At 27.5% G+C, this 16,190-nt stretch carries 13 protein-coding genes and 1 pseudogene; all 14 read right to left on the reverse strand.

Annotated features, from left to right (window positions below):
* Positions 1-115: 115 nt before the first annotated feature.
* The 14 genes and pseudogenes from NL43_RS01235 to hemC all read right to left on the reverse strand — a co-directional run bounded on the left by NL43_RS01235 (position 116) and on the right by hemC (position 16,166).
* Positions 116-2,809 (reverse strand): hypothetical protein, encoded by a 2,694-nt coding sequence (locus tag NL43_RS01235; RefSeq protein ID WP_069592173.1) that lies wholly within the window; start codon positions 2,807-2,809, stop codon positions 116-118.
* Positions 2,810-2,994: 185 nt separating this feature from the next.
* Positions 2,995-3,927 carry a sodium:calcium antiporter gene (locus NL43_RS01240; protein ID WP_198923174.1) on the reverse strand — a complete coding sequence of 311 codons (933 nt, stop codon included), beginning with the start codon at positions 3,925-3,927 and terminating at the stop codon, positions 2,995-2,997.
* Between the two features lie 30 nt (positions 3,928-3,957).
* The gene (locus NL43_RS01245; protein WP_069592176.1) at positions 3,958-5,184 is read right to left on the reverse strand and encodes a TIGR00300 family protein; all 1,227 of its coding nucleotides are present in this window, start codon (positions 5,182-5,184) and stop codon (positions 3,958-3,960) included.
* Between the two features lie 293 nt (positions 5,185-5,477).
* A complete protein-coding gene (locus NL43_RS01250; protein WP_069592177.1) occupies positions 5,478-6,491 on the reverse strand; it encodes a phosphorylating glyceraldehyde-3-phosphate dehydrogenase in 1,014 nt (337 codons plus the stop codon).
* A 222-nt stretch (positions 6,492-6,713) separates the two neighbouring features.
* The gene (locus tag NL43_RS01255; protein ID WP_069592178.1) at positions 6,714-7,076 is read right to left on the reverse strand and encodes a DUF5518 domain-containing protein; all 363 of its coding nucleotides are present in this window, start codon (positions 7,074-7,076) and stop codon (positions 6,714-6,716) included.
* Positions 7,077-7,109: 33 nt separating this feature from the next.
* Positions 7,110-7,418, reverse strand: a complete 309-nt coding sequence (locus NL43_RS01260; protein WP_143741302.1) for a hypothetical protein — start codon at positions 7,416-7,418, stop codon at positions 7,110-7,112.
* Positions 7,419-7,528: 110 nt separating this feature from the next.
* Positions 7,529-8,599 carry a DNA topoisomerase IV subunit A gene (locus NL43_RS01265; protein ID WP_069592180.1) on the reverse strand — a complete coding sequence of 357 codons (1,071 nt, stop codon included), beginning with the start codon at positions 8,597-8,599 and terminating at the stop codon, positions 7,529-7,531.
* Between the two features lie 26 nt (positions 8,600-8,625).
* Positions 8,626-10,290, reverse strand: coding sequence for a DNA topoisomerase VI subunit B (gene top6B / locus NL43_RS01270; RefSeq protein WP_069592181.1), 1,665 nt, complete (start codon positions 10,288-10,290; stop codon positions 8,626-8,628).
* Between the two features lie 628 nt (positions 10,291-10,918).
* A pseudogene (locus NL43_RS01275) lies at positions 10,919-11,530 on the reverse strand (KH domain-containing protein); the annotation flags it as partial.
* Between the two features lie 374 nt (positions 11,531-11,904).
* Complete coding sequence (locus NL43_RS01280; RefSeq protein ID WP_069592183.1) at positions 11,905-12,684, reverse strand: serine protein kinase RIO; 780 nt, start codon at positions 12,682-12,684, stop codon at positions 11,905-11,907.
* Between the two features lie 279 nt (positions 12,685-12,963).
* A complete protein-coding gene (gene eif1A / locus NL43_RS01285; RefSeq protein ID WP_084790323.1) occupies positions 12,964-13,299 on the reverse strand; it encodes a translation initiation factor eIF-1A in 336 nt (111 codons plus the stop codon).
* A 448-nt stretch (positions 13,300-13,747) separates the two neighbouring features.
* Positions 13,748-14,338, reverse strand: a complete 591-nt coding sequence (locus NL43_RS01290; protein ID WP_069592185.1) for an orotate phosphoribosyltransferase-like protein — start codon at positions 14,336-14,338, stop codon at positions 13,748-13,750.
* Positions 14,339-14,346: 8 nt separating this feature from the next.
* On the reverse strand, positions 14,347-15,297 hold the full coding sequence (locus NL43_RS01295; RefSeq protein ID WP_069592186.1) for a Gfo/Idh/MocA family protein: 951 nt from the start codon (positions 15,295-15,297) through the stop codon (positions 14,347-14,349).
* On the reverse strand, positions 15,294-16,166 hold the full coding sequence (hemC, locus tag NL43_RS01300; protein ID WP_069592187.1) for a hydroxymethylbilane synthase: 873 nt from the start codon (positions 16,164-16,166) through the stop codon (positions 15,294-15,296). Before hemC ends, NL43_RS01295 begins: the two co-directional genes overlap by 4 nt.
* Positions 16,167-16,190 lie beyond the last annotated feature (24 nt).

Here is a 16,190-nt window from a genome sequence, read left to right on the forward strand (position 1 = left end):
ATTTTATTCTTTAAGTTTACATAATTAATTGAGATTATTTTGAAATAAATGGATATTCTTCTTAAATTTATTAAATAATTTAAGTACATATATATTTAAAAAAAGATAAGTTAATCTATGATAGATTAACTGCAGATGTGGGGTATGATTTGATTAAGCCATAACGGAATAATGAATAACCGTATGATCCAACACTCATAACTGCTTTAGCATCACCTTCGAGTTCTGATTTAGATAATTTACTAGAACTACTTGAATATGTTTGAAGTACAGTTACAACTTTGGAATATTTTGCTTGATTAACAACATATTTTGTTACTTTTTGTAGCCATGATCTATTAGCATTATAATCATATTTATAAGCCATAGGAAGCATTACATCTACATAAGGACTTAAAGCAGCATAATCTTGTCCATAATATGTTTTAGTACCTGCCATTTCTGCAAATACACATGCTGAAATTATCTTTTTATTGTCATATGTTTTCACAATAGAATGCACTGATTTAACAAAATTTGTTATTTTACTTGAATTAACAATACTTTTATTAGCACCACTATATCTAACATAATCTAAACAAACACCATCTACTCCACTAATTCTTATAATAGTATATATAAAGTTTTTAATCATAGTTTGCTGGCTAGAACCTATATTAAAACCATTGCTTGTTGAAAAGCAAATAACCCATGCATGAACTCTAATAGATGTATTTTTACATAATGTAATTACTTGTTTTAATTTAGTAGTGTTGTTAGTTGATGCTCTTGTTTGTACATAAACGTCAGTAATTCCTGCTTTAATCCATGAATTAACAGTACTACTAGTTACACTTGCACCTATTTGAACAAATAATGATGTAATTTTATCATGTGTAATTACAATAGATGTTTTTAGTTTCTGGTTATAAGTATAAGCAGTTATAGTTGCAATTCCAACACTATTAAATGTATTTGTAGCAGTATAACTTCCCTTTAAATTTTTATATGTTTTATTAACATTACAACCTACTATGGACATAGATAATTTTATAGTAGGTAGATATGAACTTGTATTATATGATGTTACAATCGTACCATTAAATATATTATTAATGGATATTGTTGTCTTTACTGATTGATTAACTGATGTTTTTGATGAAGTAACTGTTAAGTAAATCCAATTATTTATTGTTGAATTATATTGTCTTAAATTATTTAGTTTAGAGTTAGATCCCCACCAATTATAATTAGCAATAATAATTCCCTTTGCATTGTATAAATCTATATTGTCATTATTTATAATTATTGAATTTTTTATGATAATAGTTCCATTATAGGAGTATATTGCTCCTCCACTAACTTTTGCATGGTTTGATTTGATAGTTACTTTATTCAGTGTTATATTTGATTTTAAATTATATATTGCTCCACCATTTGTAGCATTATTTTCTATGAATGTTGAATTAGTTATGGTATTTATTTTTGTATTTGTTTTAAAGTATATTGCATGATTCTTATTTGCATTAAATATGGATTGTGCTATTATTAATTTAGCATAGCCTCCCTCATATATTGCTCCACCATAGGTTGCAATATTACTACTAAATTGGGAGTTGTTAATTGTTATTGGGTTAGAATATCTTGGTAAATTATATATTGCTCCTCCAATGTTACCACATTTATTTGATGTGAATTTTGTTGAATTAATGGATAAAATATGTGTATTGTATATTGCTCCACCATGAGAGCCAGCTTTGTTTATTTTAATAGAATTATTTTTTATATATAATTTATTTGTATTATATATTGCTCCACCATTTTCTTTCGCATAATTATGTGTATATGTGTTATTATAACTATTTAGGGTACCTTTATTATATATTGCTCCTCCATATTTTGTAGCAGTATTATTGTAAAAATATGTTTTATTTACTAATAATATGCCTAAGTTATGTATTGCTCCACCACATGTTCCAGTATTGTTTAAAAAATTACTTAGTTTTATAGTACTCGTAGTATTTTCTTTTAGGTAAATAGGACTATGATAATTATGGGTAATATTAGCTGAATATAATGTAAGTTTAGAAAGTGAATATATTACACTACCTAATTCAGCATTATTTTTATTAAATGTGGATTTAGTCACTGTTATTTGGTTTAAATTATATATTGCTCCCCCATATTTTGCATAATTGTTGGAAAATGATGTTTTCATAATATTTAACTTTCCTTTATTATATATTGCTCCACCATTATGTGTTGCATTAGATGATGATATTTTAACTCCATTTAATTCAAGTGTTCCTTTATTGTATATTGCTCCACCATTTGTATTTTTAGTATTTGTTATGGTAAGTGTTTTAAAAGTTACTTTAGAATTATCAGATATTGTGAAGCCATGTTTTCCATTACAATTAATAATTGTATTTTTAGCACCATTTCCAATTAGTGTTATATTTTTATTAATATATAGTTTATTTTCGTAAAATGTTCCAGAACTGATGTATATTGTTCCTCCATTAGATACTGTATTTAATGCACTGGTAATTGTTTTTTTAGGTGTATTTTTATTTCCATTATTATTATCATTTCCAGAATTACTGATATAAATTGTATTGGTGGATGTTTTTAGAGATTTGGTGGTAGATGTATTATTTATTGTTTTTTGTTGTATATTTGTTTGACTAATTAATGAGTTATTATTTATTATTTCTGTTTTTTCAATAGATTTGCTAGTATTTTGTGTTGTCTGATTCATGTCTGAAGCGGTCACTGTACTAACAAAAAGTAGTAATGTGAAAATTAGAATTGGAAATAATTTTTTCATGGTTAATTTATTTGATATAATGAATAATCATCTCCTTTTTCAATTTTAAATAATTTTAATTTTATATAACTAATGGTTATATTAAAAATAGTTATTAAATATTTGGAATATTGATAAAACTCAAATAATTTTTGTTTATTTAATGAATTCTATTATTTTTTTCTAAAAAAAAATTAAAATGGGGTTTAGTTACGAATTATGATATAAATCATGTATATGATAAATAATGTAACCATGATAAGGCCATCTTTTCTATCAAAATCTCTGTCATATGCTAAAAGATATGTTATAATAACAACTACTAACATGATAATTGTATCAATAACCATTATATTGGTTGTAATAATTGGGGTAATTGACGTTGTCAAACCAACAATAAATAAAATATTAAATAAACAACTCCCAATAGCATTTCCAAGTGCAATTTCTGTCTGCTTGTTATATGCTGCAGTTACACTAGTTATTAATTCAGGGAGTGATGTGCCTATTGAAACAATTGTTAAACCAACTAATGTTTCAGACATACCTAAACTTAAAGCTATATTTTTTGATGCATCAACAACAAGATCTCCTCCAAATATTATGAATGCAAGACCAAATATGATGTATAATATAATTCTTATGTTAGATAAGTGCGTGGTTCCCACAGGCATATTTTTACTTTCTTTTTTAGCTTTTGTTATAAGGTAGAGTACATATATTATTATAAGAATAAGGAATAATATTCCTTCAAATCTACTAATTATTTGACCAGTTATTATAGTTAGTAATAATAGTATTCCACTAACTAATAAAATTGGAAAGTCTTGTTTTACAGATACTTCTTGTATATCAATTTTATAAATTAATGCAGTTATACCAATAACTAATAGTAAATTAAATACATTACTTCCTAAAATGTTACTTATAGCAATAGCATTACTGTTTGTAAGTGCAGAAGTTATGGAAACTGATGCTTCAGGAGCACTTGTTCCAAAGGCAACAACAGTTAATCCAATAATCATTGCAGGAACTTTTAATTTTGTTGCAAGATCACTTGCTCCTTCAACAAATATATCTGCACCTTTAACAAGAAGTACAAAACCCACTAGTAATAAAACAATATCTATAATATTCATATAAATCATCAAAAAAAATTATTAGAAAAATTATTCTTCTAAAGAATATAATTCATTTTTAAGAATTGGTAAGAAAGAACCAATATCTGTTACAATACTAATAACTTGAGCACTACCTCTATCAGCAAGTTTAGTTACAGATGCATTACTAATATCTACACATACACTTTTAATTCTAGCAGGAATAAGATTACCTGTAGCAACACTATGGAGAAGAGTTGCAATCATAATTACCATATCAACATCCTGTACTTCTTCGCGCATTCTTTGCTGTGCTTCTTGGGAGTCAGTTATAACATCTGGAAGTGGGCCATCATCACGAATACTACCTGCTAATACATAAGGTGCATCTTTTTTAACACATTCGTACATAATACCACTAGTTAATATGCCCTGTTCTACAGCATTTTTAATACTTCCTGCTTTGTTTATAGTGTTAATTGCAGAAAGATGGTGTTTATGTCCATGTGCAACTAGTTCTCCTGATTTTAAATCTACTCCTAGAGATGTTCCATATAATGCATTTTCAATATCATGTGTAGCAAGAGCATTTCCAGCAAATATTTTATCAACATAACCTTCTCTTATAAGTTCTGCAAGTATTGGTGCACAGCCTGTATGGATAATTGCAGGTCCTCCAACAACAACAATTTTACCACCTTTGTCTTTAACTTCTTTCATTTCAGTAGCAACTTTATGAATAATACTTTGTGTAGGTTTTTCCGCGGAAGCTTCACTGTTCATAAATTCAAAAGTATTTTTTCCACGTGATCTTTCAATAGGTGTTACTTTAACTCCATTTCTTCCAACTACAATTTTATCTCCCTTTTTTATAGTATTTAATGGTTTACAAGTGGCAAAGTTATTTTCAGTATCTACAGTAATAACACAATCCATTTCAATGTTATCTATATTTAGCCATTCTCCATCATAACGTATTTTTGTGTTATAATTACTTGTAGAATAGAAGTTATCTGGCACGGTTTTATCTTTTTTAGATTCAACAAGAGTAACTTCTTCAATATCTTCTATAAGTTCTGCTCCACAATCGGTTAGCATGTCTAGTATTCTGTTGAATATTGTTTCATCTTCAGCTTTTACTATGATTTTTGCAGTACTTTTATCATTTTTTAGTTTTCCCATTTGTAATTCTTCTATTTCATAATCTCCACCTTGATCTAGAATGATATCCATAGCTTTAGGTAGTGTTAATGAATCAATAATATGTCCATGTAGTAAAATTCGTTGTGTGTACATTTATTCACATCCTATAATTCGTATTATCTGCTGTTTTTATTTATTTTATTTTATAAGGTACTATATATTTTTCTTAATAATATTATATGTTTTTTGTTAGTTTTTAAAAAATATTTTTTCTAGATAAATAATGATGTCCGTCAAAATTCAAAATTAAATTTTAATAAGAGAGAACATTGCTTCAATTGTAATATAAAAAAAATTTTACATTAATAAATTTATTTTGGGTAGACATTCAAATATTCATGTAAAAAAAGTTAATTAAGTGGAGATGAAGAAAAGAGGTGTATTATTTATAATATACCCATAGCTTTATTTGTTTTAAGTATAGATTTTTCACCATCTTCTTCTAATTCAAGCATTGCTCTTATTGCATCCACATTTTCTGGTACAACATCTGATTCTTGATGAACTGCTTGCATATAGTATAATTCTCCATTTTCTACATTAACTGATTCTTGCCATACTGGTATTTCATACATGTCTCCTCTAGAACGTCCAAGATCTTTTGCATATTCCATAAGTTCTGCTGTGGATCCTAATTTAAGACTTTTTTGAACTGGAAGTACACGATGTGCTTTTTCAAAAGCATCAAGTACATCATCTGTTGTGATGTTATCTTCTAATTCTACCATAATGTTATGTTGATGCATTAATGTTGTTGGGACAAGTAATGCCATGGTCATTACATTAATGTCATCAATAATTGTTTGTACATCAGGTCCATGATGTGATGGAACTTCGGTTGTTGGAACAATAGAATTAATAGGTCCTTTTTTAACATCATTAGGATCTGCTCCACGTCTTACCATTACAGCTCTAACTTTTTTAATACCAGCAATATCATTTATTGGTTTTAATGTACGGCATAATCCAGTAGTGTTACATGAAACTACACGCACATAATCTTTGCCAAGGTTACTTTCATAGTTAGCTTCAGCATTGAATGAGGAACCTATAGCATCATGATCTTCTCCACCTTCAAAAATAGCTTTTAAACCTATTTTTTCATAGATGTCTGTTTTATTTTGTGCACCTATTCCTCCAGGAGTACAATCAACAACTAGGTCTAATTTTTCAAATAATTCGTCAGCAGTACCTGATATTTCAATACCTGCTTCTTCAAATTGACTTTCTTTTTCAGGAGCACTTATGTATAAATCATATCCATTTTCAACAGCACTTTTAGCTTCAAAGTCAGGGGTTCTTTTAGTAACTCCTACAATTTTCATATCATCTTGAGCAGATACTGCATCTGCTACTCTTTTACCTATAGTTCCATATCCGTTTATTCCAATATTTTTCATAATATATACGCCCTATAAAAAATTTTTGAGTTTCAATATCTCTATTTTTTAGAACTAACTTTTTTTAATCAATATTATTCTTTTTGATATTGATTGAATTATTAAGTTTATATTATTATATAAGATAGTAATTTTTATTTAAATTTTTTCAAAAAAATAGTATAATCATTACAAATTAGGAGATAAACTTATTTTTAAAAGAAATGAAAAGGAATATTTTTTTTATATTCCTATTTCTTTAGATATATAATATCCTAGAACTCCGCCAATTGTACCTGCAATTAAATAAAATATAATTGACATTAATGAGTTGGATAACATATAATTTAAGTATGTTGATCCATATGATATGTATATAAGAACAACGGATATTATTGTAGTTATCACAGTTCCAAAAAGTGAAGTTATAAATGCAGCTACAGCTGATTCTGAAATATCATTATTTTTCATTATACCTACAAGTATTCCTGTGAATAATACAAATGGTAATATACTGGAACTACTTCCACTTAAAAGGTATGTGATAATTATTATTATAATTCCTAGAGGTATTGATTTACCTTTAGTAATATTGTTTAAGTCCATAATTATGTCTCCAATTATTTTTTTCCATGTATTCTAATTTAATTCAGATAATATGTAATGTCCAATCACATCTCCAATACAGCCTACAATAGTATAAATAATTATACTAAATAGAGAATACTGTATTACTGCTATTGCATATAATCCACCGTATGTGTAATATACTGTTATTAATGAAATAACAAATGCAATTATTGAACCGATAATAAATGCAATTAATGCTGTTAATATACTTTCAGTTAAATGGTCTTTTTTCATAATACCTGTTATTATTCCTATAAATAATAGGATTGGTAAAATAATAGTAGTATCACTTGTTAAAAGAGAACATGCGATTATCATTAATATAGTTAATGGAATTATTTTGTTTTTAAATAATTTTTTATATTAATAGTATCATACCTCTTTTTAAAATAAAATAATGATTTTTTTTAATCATTATTAAAGTTGATTTATTCTATTGATTGACCTTCAATAGCACTTATTTTATTTGGGAAATATGTATCTACGATATATTCAAGACCATATTTTGAGAAAGATTGCTGTTCTGCTTTTCTTCCTAATTTTATCATTTTCTTAATTTCATTTTGCCAGAACTCTCCTTTGTAACGGGGATCTGCAGCTAATTCTTTTAGACGTGTAACATCGATGTCTTTTAATTTATCTGTTGGTAAATCATAATTCACAATATCTGAAGCAGTTACTCCTAAGAATTTTGCATCTGGTGTAGCAAGATCATGGTTTACATGAGCTAATTTTGCACTGCCTGAAATAATTACCATTGCAATGTGGAATCCCCATGGGTCTCCGTCGTTACAAATGTATACAGGGACTTGTAATTCATCACTTGCTCTTCTGATAAATCTACGTGTTGCTCTTGCAGCTTGTCCTTTTAACCCAACAATTAATGTATTGAATCTATCATATGCTTTTTCTTGAACCATACGGTGATACATCCCCATGGTTTCTACAGCAATAATTCTTTCTACATTAGAATCAACAAATTCTACATCATCAATTGTAGGAGGTATAGTATAACCTGATTTTCCTAATTTCAAAGCATTAAATTCTACATCATCATCACGTAATGTTATATCTCCATATACTGATGCTCCATCTTCTTCTGGAAGTAAACCTAAGTTTTCACGAGATACACCTAATGTTACTTCTATATCTTCAGTAATGTTGTTTGATTCCTGTTGGTTGTCAAATCCAACATCCCATCCTTCAGATACATAATACATCTCCCTCATAGTAGCTGTTTTTTGAATGTTTACTAATTCTTTACAGAAGTTTCCTACACACATCATTTGAGCCATTTTCTTGATTTGTTTAACATTACCTAATGATCTTGTACCTTTACGGTCACCTAGTTCAAAATATCTTTTGTCTTGATTGTAGATGATGTTTCCTGTTCCTCTTGATGGAATTTTTAGACTAGGTACTTCTTCATCTAGTATTTTTTCGAGAACTTCATCACCCATTCCTCTAAGTTTATTTAAAGCAATTTCTTTATGTTTCATCATGGTATTTTCCCTTCTTTTATTGTTTAGTAGTCTTCATCATCTGAAAAATCTTCATCTATTTCTGTTTTTACACGCATAGTAGGTTCTTCAGTTTTTACTTGCATAGGTTCAATTTCGGGTTGTTTAAGACGATTTTTCATATCCATAATTTTAGCTTTATGAGTTACTTCATCCATAACTTTGTCATATTCAGGTACATCTTTTTCTGCAAGTAGTGCTGATTGTTTAATTACTACTGGAACTAAGTCTTCGAATACTTTAGCTCTCATTTCTTCGTTTTTAGCAGCTCTTTTAGTTCTTATATATTTTTCTAGTTTACGGGCTATTTTCATGGTTGCTTGTCTTATTTCACGTACAATTTCTGTTTCTGGTGCAACACTTTGTTTTCCAGTAGATAGGTAGGGTACATTTGTAGAGATAATATTTACAAATACTGATATTGGTGCATTATCTAAGTCACGAACACCATATCTTCTCCAATCTATACTTTTTAATGCTTCTGTTATAGCACAGCTTCCTTGATCGAAAGTTAATGGTACTCTGTTTGCAAATCTCATGATTTCTGCTTTTCTCTGATTTCCAATTAGTCTTCCTGATTTTCCACCATATGCAATACCTGCTTCTACAATAAATGATACTCCTCCACGATATGCTTGTGGTTTTCTTGTAATTGCTGTTGAAAATTCGGGTAGAAGTATTTCATTTATACCTTTTTCTATTTGTTCATCACCAATAGGTTTAAGTCCATTGGTAGGTGGTGCCATGAATTTCATTTGGTCAAATTGTTGAACTACTTGTTCTGCTTCTTTCCATGTGATACTTTTAGGTCTTTTGTTCATATCAATACCTGTAGCTGCTTCAATTTCCTTGATTTTTGCTACAGATACACGGGATAATGAATCCATGAGGAGGTTTTTAAATCGTTTTTTATTAGTACCTTTGCAAAGGTAAATTATGTCATCGGCTGTTACTCCTTTTGGATGTGGTAATACTTCTTTAGGTAGTGGTGGTATCTGATCTGTTGCACGTTCAAATGTATATTTTCGTCCTGTTGGGTCTTTAAATACAATTCTAGCATGAGGATTTCCTATTACAGTACGTCTAATATATTCATAAGCTCCTTGTTCACTCATAGAGTAAGATACATCTTTGAATTCTATTTCAATACCTGAACCAGTACGTTCTGTTTCAAATTCTTTTCTATCTAGAATAATACCTGTATTTTTTTTAACATCTAATTTTACAGTCATTTCAACTCCTTTGAGTTGTTCACCATCTTTATATCGTGATCTTATTTTCACAGGTTGTCCTGTGGTCATTTGGGATAATAGTACACATCCACTACATCCTAGTCCTTGTTGTCCACGGGATTGTATATTTCTGAATTTACTTCCTGCAAACATTTGACAATATACTTTGGTTATATAATTTTCAGGAATACCTGGTCCATTATCAGCATGTTTTAATAGGTAATGGTCTTTACCTAATCTTTTTAATTCTATTGTAATGTCAGGTAATATACCTGCTTCTTCACATGCATCTAAACTGTTTGTTATAAGTTCGTGGAATACAATTGTTAATGATCTGATTTTTCCAGAGAAACCAAGCATTTGTTTATTACGTCTGAAAAATTCTGATGCCGTTAATTCCTTAAATTCTTCAAATAATTCTGATGTATCACGTTCCAAGGATTTCATGCCCCCATATATTTATTTGAATATTAATATTACTAATTTTATAATAAGTATTAATATTGATTTTTATTTAGTTAATTGAATAATATTTTTTTTATTAAATTTTAGAATATATGTTATAAAGTTGTATGTTTTTATATAATTAATACATATGTTTTATTTTAAAAATATTATTTTTTTATATTATAATATATGTAAATTCCATAATATAAAATCATGGTATATATCCTATGTGAAAAATTTATTATAATTTAGGGGGGTCTTGAGAAGTAATCCATTTTATGCTAAAAATTTATATAAATTTTAAAAAAATAAATAAGTATATTTTCTAAAGATTAGTGGAAATATTAAAATATACTTTTTTTATAAAACAAGTCTTGTCAGAACTCCAAAAATTATTTTAAGAATCAATAATTTTTTTTGTAAGACATATGATTTTTTAATGTTATATGATGAAGACTAAATAAGCTATTTCTTTAATTATATAAATAAAATTAGATTTGGTCATTATTCAAAAAATAAAAAAAATTATTTATAAAGTTTCAGGAACTTCATCAAATATTTCTTCATTTTCTTCATTATCAATAGATGCTTGATTAAAATCTTCTTCAGCATCGGTGAAATCTTCATCAGTATCTAAATCTTCTCTTAAAATATCTTTACGATCTGGTTTACCATTAACCATTTCATCAAATTCTTTTCGTTTAAGTTTATCATGCATTTTTTCAAGGTAAGCATAAACACTTTTTTGTCTTGAACCTTCAAGTATCATTTCAATAGCTTCTCTAGCCATTTGTATATTTTCAATTTTTCCAATTAGTGAAACAGTTTTACCATAAATACTTATTTCAACATCAAGCATATCATGCATAATTTGTCTAGTTCTTCCATTTTTACCAATGATTCTTCCTTTTTGTCTTACTAATGCTTTTTTAGATTTTCCAACATAATCTTGGAGGTTTATAATTTCTAAAATTAGTTCATCATCTTCAAGAGTTAATGCTATGTCGGGGTTAAATCCTCTACCAATAGCTTTAATCATATATCTTGCTTTCCAGATTGCTAATGGATCATCAGTTTCATCAGTAGAACTTATTGAAATATTTCCAGTGTCACTATCTATTTTTAATTCAGTCTTGGTGATTATTTCTAATTGGTGTTTAATTTTACCGTTTTTTCCTATAGTTACTCCAACTCTATCTTTTGGTATTTTAAGGTATTCTGTATTAGCCATTTTAAAAAAACTCCTATTAATATTGTTATTTTTTTTAAAATATTATTGTTATAATGTATTGTTTATTGTAATAATAAATTATATTATTAATAAAGTTATAAATAGAAAATTTATATATTAATCGTTATTAAATAGTAATAATAAGTTTATTTGTTTTATTTAATTGGTGGTATTAATACATTCTAAGTATCTTTAAGTATAATTATGTATAATTTAAATAATATTTATTATTTTTGATTATTTTAATTTTAAATTTATTAATACTTATTTTATCATGAATTATTATTCCTGTCTTATTTTAATGTTTGTAAAATCTAATATAAAAAAGTATAGTTAAAATAAATAAGTTTAATCAAGTTATTTATTATCTTTTTTTAGTTTTCTTTGATAATTCTATTTTTTATATACTCATAACTTAAATTAACATTAAATTTTTTACTATCATATACTATATTTTTAATATCTCTTTCTAATAAACTCATACTTGATGGATGACTTGTTAAAGTTGCTTGAGATAAATCAATAATATATGGATGATTATAAGATAGGAGAATGTTATATCTAGATAAATCACCATGTACTAACTTAGCTTGGTTATATGAAATATCCATGAAATTAATTATTTCTTCAAATATTTTCTCTGCATTATCTAATTTTATCTTACTAAGGGGTGGTGCTGCACTAGCATCATTTTCGTCATGTTCCAGATATTCCATAACAAGAACATTTTCTAGAGCAGTGTAGGGTTCGGGTACACGTAAACCTAGTTTATGTAACCTACTTAAGTTTTTAAATTCCTTCTGAGTCCATGCAGTAATAATTTTTCTAGTGTTATTACCATATGTTTTAAATCTAGGATCACCTGCAATATATTCTTTAATTTTTTTGAAATCAAGGGTTACAACCCTGTATATTTTAACAGCCACGGAATTTCCATCATCATCAGTACCTAAAAATACATTAGCCTCTTTCCCAGTACTAATAACTCCATTTAAACTATTAATATATCCTTGTTTAGCAAGTTTATATAATACTTTCAATGTTTTATCATCAAAGACTTCACTTGAAACTTGTTTGTCTTCAACACTTTTAATTTTTTTGGTTTCTTCTAACTTTCGAATTTGATTATCTGCATCAATATAATGTTTTTTCAATTAAGAAACCTCCTTTTCTCATATTCTTCTACTATTTCATAATTTTTTTTTGTTTAGTTATTATTAAATAGGATTATTTTAAACTAATATATTAAATTTAAAAGTATTATTTTTTTGAATTCAGTCTTTTAAAAATAATCTTGGAAAATAATGGTTAATTAAAAAATACTTATTCTGTTTGGAGTTTATTATATTAAGAGAATAATTTCTTTAAAAATTAAATTTAATATAATAGTATAAATGAGAAAAATTTCTCAACTTTACTATTCAGATATCCTATTATATTTTTAAAAATCCTCTTCTTTCAAGGTAATTAGCTTCTGTACGAGTATATCTCCAAATTACATCTGCTTTTTCATTACTTTGGAAATCCCATGGTTTTACGAGTACAACATCTCCTTCACGAATCCATATTCGTTTTTTCATTTTACCAGGAATACGACATAATCGTATATTCTTATCATTACATCTTACTTTAAGTTTTCCATGTCCTAAAATTTGTTCAACAACACCTGGAATTTCTCCTTTTCTAGGTGATCTTACACGAATATTTTCTCCACCATTTGGGTTGTTATTATGATTATTCTTTTTATTGTTATTATTAGATTTTTTCAAATTATATATCCTCCATTATGTTCCTATTAGTTATATTTAGTAAAATTATATGATTGTGATTAAATTTTAATATAATTTATTATTTTAATAAATTATTACTATATCTTATGTTATAATATATGTTTTATAAACTATATATTTTTTAGGCTAACTATCTGGGGGAGAAAAAGTTTTGTTAAATTATTTTTTGGTAGTTTTACTTAAATTAGTTGTTTTTATAATACTTTTTTTAAATTGAATCTAATAGTATTCTTTATTTTTTAACTAATTTATAATAATACATTAAAATAGTTCTAAACTTATTATTTCTAAAAAAGAATTACAGTCATATTATTCGAAATTTTTTTTTCATATGTTTTGATGTATAAAATTAATTAATTAATTAATTAACTTTAAAAAATAAAATAAGTATAGTAATAGGAAAAGAATATAATAAAATAGGTTTGTATTATCCTACTTTATTGATTTTAATCAATGATTTTACAGGTACATTATTTAAATCATTAATTCCTTTTTTATCTACAAGAACTGTAACTGCTATAGGTTTTGCACCATGAGCTTTACAAACGGTTATAGCATCAGTCACTGTGGTTCCACTAGTTATAACATCATCTACAATAACAACTGTTTTATTTTTTATATTAGCAAAATTGTTACTTAGAGCGCCTTGTGCTGATTCATTTTTCATATGTTTAATTGGGTGGAATACTGATAATTCTGCATCAAGTAAATTTGCCATCATAGTCGCAAAGGGAACTCCACTAACAGAAATACCAACAACCACATCCACAGTTTCTTCTTCTAAAGCTAAATCAGCTAATGCTCCTGAAATATGTTGCATACGTGCTGAACTAGATCCAATTGTTCTCCAATTTATTGCAAAATCATCTGGTTTTTGTTTAGTTTTATTAACTGTTGTCATCTGCATTATTAACCATTGGGTTGTATCTTTAGATATATTTAATTCATCAGCAATTTCTCCAGTTGTTAATCCTTTGTTTCTAAGTTCTGTTGCTTTTTCAATTAATTTACTATTCATTTTAATCACTATAAGTATATTAATGTTTTATCTTTTGCTGATTTCATTGCAGCATCAACTATGCGTAATGCTTCATAACCATCAGTACCTGTTACTTCAGGTTGTTTTTTTGTTTGAACTGCATTAACAAAAGATCTTAGTTCTTCTTTAAGAGGTTCTTTATTTTCAACTTTAATGTGTTCTACATGATTATTTTCTTGGTATAAGGTCACTGTTTGATTTCCATAGTCTACACTAATTATTCCTTCAAGACCTGTGATATTTAGTTGTCGTTTTTTGTAGGGAGTTAACCAGTTTGTTTCTAATATACTAAGTACACCACTTTCATATTTTGTCATAATTTCTGCATGGTCTTCAAATTCACAATTTTTAAGTTTACTACTCATATTTGCATAAACTGTGTCGGCTTTACTTTCAAATAAATAATTGAATATGTCAATGTCATGAATTGCTAAATCTATTGCCACTCCAACATCTCTTATTCTTGGAGGGTATGGTCCTAATCTTTTTGAATTCGCAGTTACAACTTCTCCAATAGCACCTTCATCTAATAGTCTTTTCGCAACTCTTACAGCAGGATTAAATCGTTCTACATGTCCTGTTGCAAGAATTACTCCAGCATCTTCGGCAGCATTAATCATTTCTTCTGCTTCACTTAATTTTGAAGCTACAGGTTTTTCAACTAATACATTTTTTCCAGCTTCTATTGCTCTCATAACTACATCATGGTGAAATACTGTGGGAACACAAATATTCACTGCTTCTATATCATCAATTTGGAGTATGTTGTCAAAATCAACATATCCTATAGTATTAAATTCCTTGGATACATTATCTAGTGTGCCACGTACCATATCAGATATAGCTACTAAATTTGCATTTTCTAATTCAGAGTATATACGAACATGGTTATAACCCATAGATCCTACTCCTATTACTCCTACATTTGTCTGTTTCATAAAGTATCCTCTCTTAATTTTATTCCAATGGCCTTCGCAGTGTCTATAGCTTTATTTTTCTTTGTAGTTTCTTTAATATCTGCTAATAGTTCACCTTTTGGACTTAATAATTTACATTGGATGGTGATATTATTTCCATTAACTTTCGAAATTATACCTACTGGCCATTGACATCCTACACCTATAGTTTCAAGAATTGTTTTTTCAGCTAAAGCTTCTGTTCGTGAATCCTCATGATTTAATTTTGCAATAACATCATTATACTCTGAGTCTTTATGAGTCATAATAGCTAAAGCTCCTTGACCTGCAGGGGGTACAATATATGTTTCATCAAAAATTTCTTTCACATGGTCTTGTAATCCTAATCTATTAATTCCTGCTAGAGCCATTATTGTAGCATCATATTCTCCTTCTTCTACTTTACGAATACGTGTATCTACATTACCTCTCATAGGTTTTGTTTGGATTTTTTTTCCATGGTATTTACAGAAAGCTTCTCTTCTAACACTACTTGTACCTATTGTTGCATTTTCAGGTAATTCATCCCAACTATAATTAGAAATTAGAACTTCATTAATAGCTTCTCTTTTTGGAATTGCAGTTATAATGAGTTGGTCATTTAATTCACTAGGTAAATCTTTAAAACTATGTACTGAGAAATCTATTTCACCACTAATAAGTGCTTCATCTAATTCTTTTGTGAAAATACCTTTAGCATCAATATTATATAATTGTGAATCCTTAATTTTGTCGCCTGTTGTTTTAATGATTTTGGTTTCTATTTTTTTACCAGTAATTTCTTCCAGTGCATTTACCACAGTCTGAGTTTGTGTTGTGGCAAGTTTACTTCCTCGAGTACCAACTATCACTAAACATTCCCCCTATAGCTAATA

The sequence above is a fragment of the Methanosphaera sp. WGK6 genome (genome assembly GCF_001729965.1).
In the GTDB taxonomy this organism is placed as follows: Archaea; Methanobacteriota; Methanobacteria; order Methanobacteriales; family Methanobacteriaceae; genus Methanosphaera.

Excerpts from the sequence above, each read along its gene's own strand:
- NL43_RS01250 (WP_069592177.1), bottom strand. The coding sequence starts at position 6,491 with ATGAAAAATATTGGAATAAACGGATATGGAACTATAGGTAAAAGAGTA.
- NL43_RS01240 (WP_198923174.1), bottom strand. The coding sequence starts at position 3,927 with ATGAATATTATAGATATTGTTTTATTACTAGTGGGTTTTGTACTTCTT.
- NL43_RS01260 (WP_143741302.1), bottom strand. The coding sequence starts at position 7,418 with ATGATAATCGCATGTTCTCTTTTAACAAGTGATACTACTATTATTTTA.
- NL43_RS01290 (WP_069592185.1), bottom strand. The coding sequence starts at position 14,338 with ATGAATAGTAAATTAATTGAAAAAGCAACAGAACTTAGAAACAAAGGA.
- NL43_RS01235 (WP_069592173.1), bottom strand. The coding sequence starts at position 2,809 with ATGAAAAAATTATTTCCAATTCTAATTTTCACATTACTACTTTTTGTT.
- NL43_RS01245 (WP_069592176.1), bottom strand. The coding sequence starts at position 5,184 with ATGTACACACAACGAATTTTACTACATGGACATATTATTGATTCATTA.
- NL43_RS01255 (WP_069592178.1), bottom strand. The coding sequence starts at position 7,076 with ATGGACTTAAACAATATTACTAAAGGTAAATCAATACCTCTAGGAATT.
- NL43_RS01265 (WP_069592180.1), bottom strand. The coding sequence starts at position 8,599 with ATGAAACATAAAGAAATTGCTTTAAATAAACTTAGAGGAATGGGTGAT.
- NL43_RS01295 (WP_069592186.1), bottom strand. The coding sequence starts at position 15,297 with ATGAAACAGACAAATGTAGGAGTAATAGGAGTAGGATCTATGGGTTAT.